Consider the following 4179-nt stretch of genomic DNA (forward strand, 5'->3'; position numbering starts at 1 on the left):
GGCACTAGGAGCCGCCACAGGTACACCTGCTAAGTCTATTAAATCATGAGCTCCAGACTGGATGGAAGGAAATTGGAATGTGAAAAGCACTTTAATAGATATGGTTGCTCCATTAGCTCCAGAAATTGTCACGCCAGGTTTTGAAAATAATCGTCAATATTTGGATCGACCAGTAAATTTTCAAGTTAGATTTATTAAGTTTGAATCAAATTTGAATAACAAAAAATTATCGGCACAAAAATTAATAAATTTTCCTACATCTTGGGGTTCTGTGATTAACAATAGCAAAATTGAAAAATTAGATTTACCTCCAGGAGCAGTTATCGCTGACCGAGAATTTAATGGGTTAAATATTGGCAAAGCATTGTTAGGTGATGAGGCAATTTTATCTGTCAAAATTGACCAAGATAATCCTAATCGCCAGACAACTATTTTGGCAGATAATCTAGAGTTAGTTTCAGTTATTACCAGTCGGGCTAGCGAACAATTAAACCCAGATAATTTTATTAGTTGTGAAATAACTCAACAGCTATTTCAGGGTGAAACAATGATTTACTTAAATGAGGTAGAAACAACTACAGATTATCATCATATTATTGATGAAGATAGAGGAGAAATAATTGAGGCAAATCAAATAACAGCCATTTATTTATCTCCTCAAGACCCAGATTATTTTTTAGCAGTTAATCATCCTGTAGCATTGTATCGTTATCAATTAGAATTGTCCGCTGCTTTAGGGAGTAGGGAGTAGGGAGTAGGGAGTAGGGGAGTAGGGGAGTAAAAAATAAGAAAAACAACTCCCCATTATTAAGATGAAATGACCCATTTCATTTATCAGTACCTCTTAACTGTAATTGATTAATCAACAAAAGCGTTGTAATTAAAAAGATTAGCTAAAAGGAACAGGCAAGATTCCCATTCTACAAAACTATTAGAATCATCTTACTTACTAATTAAATTCCACAAATAACCATCAGGAGCAACAAAAGAAAAACTATGTTCGCCAAATTCATTATCAATAATATCTGTAATTTGTGTCACTGTTGAATTTTTAACTCGGTCAAAATAATATTTTATATTATTAACTCGATAAGTATACAAAGACATTCCTAAACAACCAGGTTGTGACTTATCAAAACCAGACTGCAACTTAATTTCTTCAGGAAACCGAATAATATACATTCTGCCAGATCGTGCTTCCTGCCAATTTGTTGAAGAGCGCGGGTCATCAAAAGCAGTAAGTGTAAACTTTTCTCCTGGTTGTAAATCAAAAATTTGTCTTGCTGCTTCTGAGCTTTCATAAGAAGTTTCCGAGTTATCGCGCGCCCTCAATAAACCCAACACATCCTCATAAAACTCCAAGGTTTCTTTACTATCATCTTGTACAATCATACCTGCATGGGTAAATTGGCTAGTTTTTAAAGTAGAAGTACGATCGATTTTGCCATATTCTGGCACTGTGTAATTGAAGCGTTCAAACAAAACCTGGCGCGTCAATGGTTGCAATAACATCATTTCCCTTACTCCCACTGCTGGATCGATAAACGGGCGACCTTTCTCCGTTTTGTAAATTATTTCCCATTGGGGAAAAGTGTATGTAATTGGCAAACCTGCTAACTTGCCATCCTCAACATGGTTAAGAATATTCAAAACATCGGTAGTTAAGCTTGTCGCCCAACGATTGCCCAAAACTTTCATGGATGTCATTTCTAAACCTTCATTAATAGGTTTTTCCCAAACCATCAGGCGAATTAAACCATGATCGACATTTTGGTGATAGAGTCGAATAGAGCGTAAATTAGAATTTACTCCATATAAATTTTTAACTGTAGGAGCAGTTAATTCTCCTGTTTTGCCAATGCGATAACCAAATTGTTGCCAATATTGAATCATTGGTAAGGGTTCGGTAATACCGATGCAGACTTCATAGATACCTTCGATAGTGGGGTTATTATTATTCATATTTTTTATACATTTTATTAGAATTATTTATAATCAGGACTTGCGAAAATTTTCCTATATAACGCAAAATCTAGGGGTGATTCGCGAATCACCCCTACCATATATAGAGGTCATGCGTAAGTCCTGATAACTAAGTTTGTTTCTAGTTTTGCTCTAGCCCTTCCCACTATAGCCTGACTCAAGCCCATATAATTAGGAAAGCAATCTCCGTCCCCCCTTGAGACTCCTTCCTTCCACGGAGTATAAGTCGCAATCACTTAGGTATAGTAATTACCGTCAGATATAACTGTGGGTAGATAGGCGATCGCCAAGCACAAAGAACTCGGGTTTATAAATTCCCTCCTAACTCCTAACTCCTAACTCCTAACTCCTCACTAATAATTCATTTGTCCGCTCACAACAAATAGTTCTTTTTCTCTACCATTTCGCAGAATTTTGAATTGTAAATTTTCACCTACACCACTATTTTCAACTTTCCTCTGTAATTGTTCAGCACTAATTATTGATTGATTATCAATTTCTACAATTACATCTCCTATCCGCATCCCCGATATTTCTGCTGGAGTACCAGACAATACTTTTGTCACTAAAACTCCTTTTACTTCTGGCAAAATTAAAACAGAATTGGCGTCACTATTATTTTGTTGAGCAACTTCTGGAGTCAAAGTAATCATCTGAATACCAACAAAAGGATGAGGTACTTGTTCTCCACGAGCTAATACATCTTTAATTTCTTTCGCTTTATTAATGGGAATAGCAAAACCAATACCCATAGCATCAGGTCTAATTGCAGTATTAATCCCAATTACTTCACCCCTATCGTTCAATAACGGACCCCCAGAATTTCCTGGATTAATCGCTGCATCAGTTTGAATAAAATCTAATCTCTTATCAGGAATTCCTACTGCTGAACTAGGACGTTTCAAGGTACTAATAATTCCTAAAGTAACAGTGTTATTAAATCCTAGGGGATTTCCTACTGCTATTGCCCAATCTCCTACCTGTACTAAATCAGAATTACCTAAAGTTGCTACTGGTAAAATTTCACCCTTTGTATCAACTTCAACTACTGCTAAATCTGTAACTTTATCTGTTCCTTTTACTTCTCCAATAAACTTTCTTCCATCATTTAAACTCACAGTAACTTTGTCAGCTTTATCTACTACATGAGCATTGGTTAAAATTATACCTTTCGAGTCAACAATAAAACCAGAACCTTGACCTTTTAACAATTCTTGCGAAGGTGGTTGAAGCCTTACATTATCATCAAAGAAACGTTCAAAAAAAGGGTCTTCAAAAAAAGGATTAGTTGGACGAGTAATTAGTCGCTCTGTGTCAATTCTAACCACAGCTAAACCAACTTTATTGACTGCTTCTGTCACAAAGCTATTACTATTTCTAGTATTGATATTATCTGGTATACTTTGCAATGCTACTAACTGAGCATTTGATAAGCCTTCAAATAGTCTTGAAGCTGCCATTGCTGGTAGTTTTGCTAGACAAGCAAATACAAAAGTAAAAACGATAATAATGGCCAATAATTGAGAAATGATTTTAGTAGTTATTCGACAAAAATTTAACAATCTCATAGCATTAAGATTTGATTGACTAAGTTGGTAGGTTTGGTGTTACAATATTCCCAACAATCCAATATTATACTATAAGTTTATGGTGATATCTGACAAACAAAAAAACCAGCCAGCTAATGATACAGTTCAAACAGATTCAAATTCCGAACATCACCATCACTCTTCTGCTCATCCTCATGTTCATAGTGAAGAATCTCTACAACGTCTTATCAATAGATTATCAAGAATTGAAGGGCACGTTAGAGGAATTAAAACTATGATTAAAGATAATCGTCCTTGCCCTGATGTTTTGATACAAATAGCTGCAGTCCGTGGTGCTTTAGACCGAGTAGCTCGTATGGTTTTGGATAATCATTTATCTGAATGTATTTCTCGCGCTACTCAAGATGGAGATATTGATGTTGAAATTGCAGCTTTAAAGTCAGCTTTAGACAAATTTTTACCTTAAATAAGGGAGTAGGGAGTAGGGAGTAGGGAGTAGGGAATAGGGAATCAAAAATTTCATATCTTGAATTTATTTAATTAAAACTTTTGCAAGAGGTCTCTTAAATGAGGGAGTAGGGAGTAGGGAGTAGGGGGAAATAATTGATTTGATTTTTTATTATTGGAGATGTCTATTAATCAGGGA

General features: G+C 35.5%; 4 protein-coding genes. 2 read left to right on the forward strand and 2 right to left on the reverse strand.

Features of this window, described 5'->3' with window-relative positions:
* Positions 1-79 precede the first annotated feature (79 nt).
* Complete coding sequence (locus F6K22_RS34050; protein WP_293108588.1) at positions 80-751, forward strand: DUF6816 family protein; 672 nt, start codon at positions 80-82, stop codon at positions 749-751.
* A 191-nt stretch (positions 752-942) separates the two neighbouring features.
* On the opposite strand, the gene F6K22_RS34055 is transcribed toward F6K22_RS34050, so the two are convergent.
* Positions 943-1962: a VOC family protein gene (locus F6K22_RS34055; protein ID WP_293108591.1), complete on the reverse strand. Its 1020-nt coding sequence runs from the start codon at positions 1960-1962 to the stop codon at positions 943-945.
* 374 nt (positions 1963-2336) lie between these two features.
* Complete coding sequence (locus F6K22_RS34060; RefSeq protein WP_293108594.1) at positions 2337-3551, reverse strand: HhoA/HhoB/HtrA family serine endopeptidase; 1215 nt, start codon at positions 3549-3551, stop codon at positions 2337-2339.
* 79 nt (positions 3552-3630) lie between these two features.
* Here F6K22_RS34060 and F6K22_RS34065 point away from each other — a divergent pair, with 79 nt between their 5' ends.
* Positions 3631-3999: a metal-sensitive transcriptional regulator gene (locus F6K22_RS34065; RefSeq protein ID WP_293108597.1), complete on the forward strand. Its 369-nt coding sequence runs from the start codon at positions 3631-3633 to the stop codon at positions 3997-3999.
* Positions 4000-4179: the final 180 nt, after the last annotated feature.

The sequence above is a fragment of the Okeania sp. SIO2F4 genome, from assembly GCF_010672385.1.
Taxonomy (GTDB): domain Bacteria; phylum Cyanobacteriota; class Cyanobacteriia; order Cyanobacteriales; family Microcoleaceae; genus Trichodesmium.

Coding starts and splice junctions, on each gene's coding strand:
- F6K22_RS34065 (WP_293108597.1), top strand. CDS start 3,631: ATGGTGATATCTGACAAACAAAAAAACCAGCCAGCTAATGATACAGTT.
- F6K22_RS34060 (WP_293108594.1), bottom strand. CDS start 3,551: ATGAGATTGTTAAATTTTTGTCGAATAACTACTAAAATCATTTCTCAA.
- F6K22_RS34055 (WP_293108591.1), bottom strand. CDS start 1,962: ATGAATAATAATAACCCCACTATCGAAGGTATCTATGAAGTCTGCATC.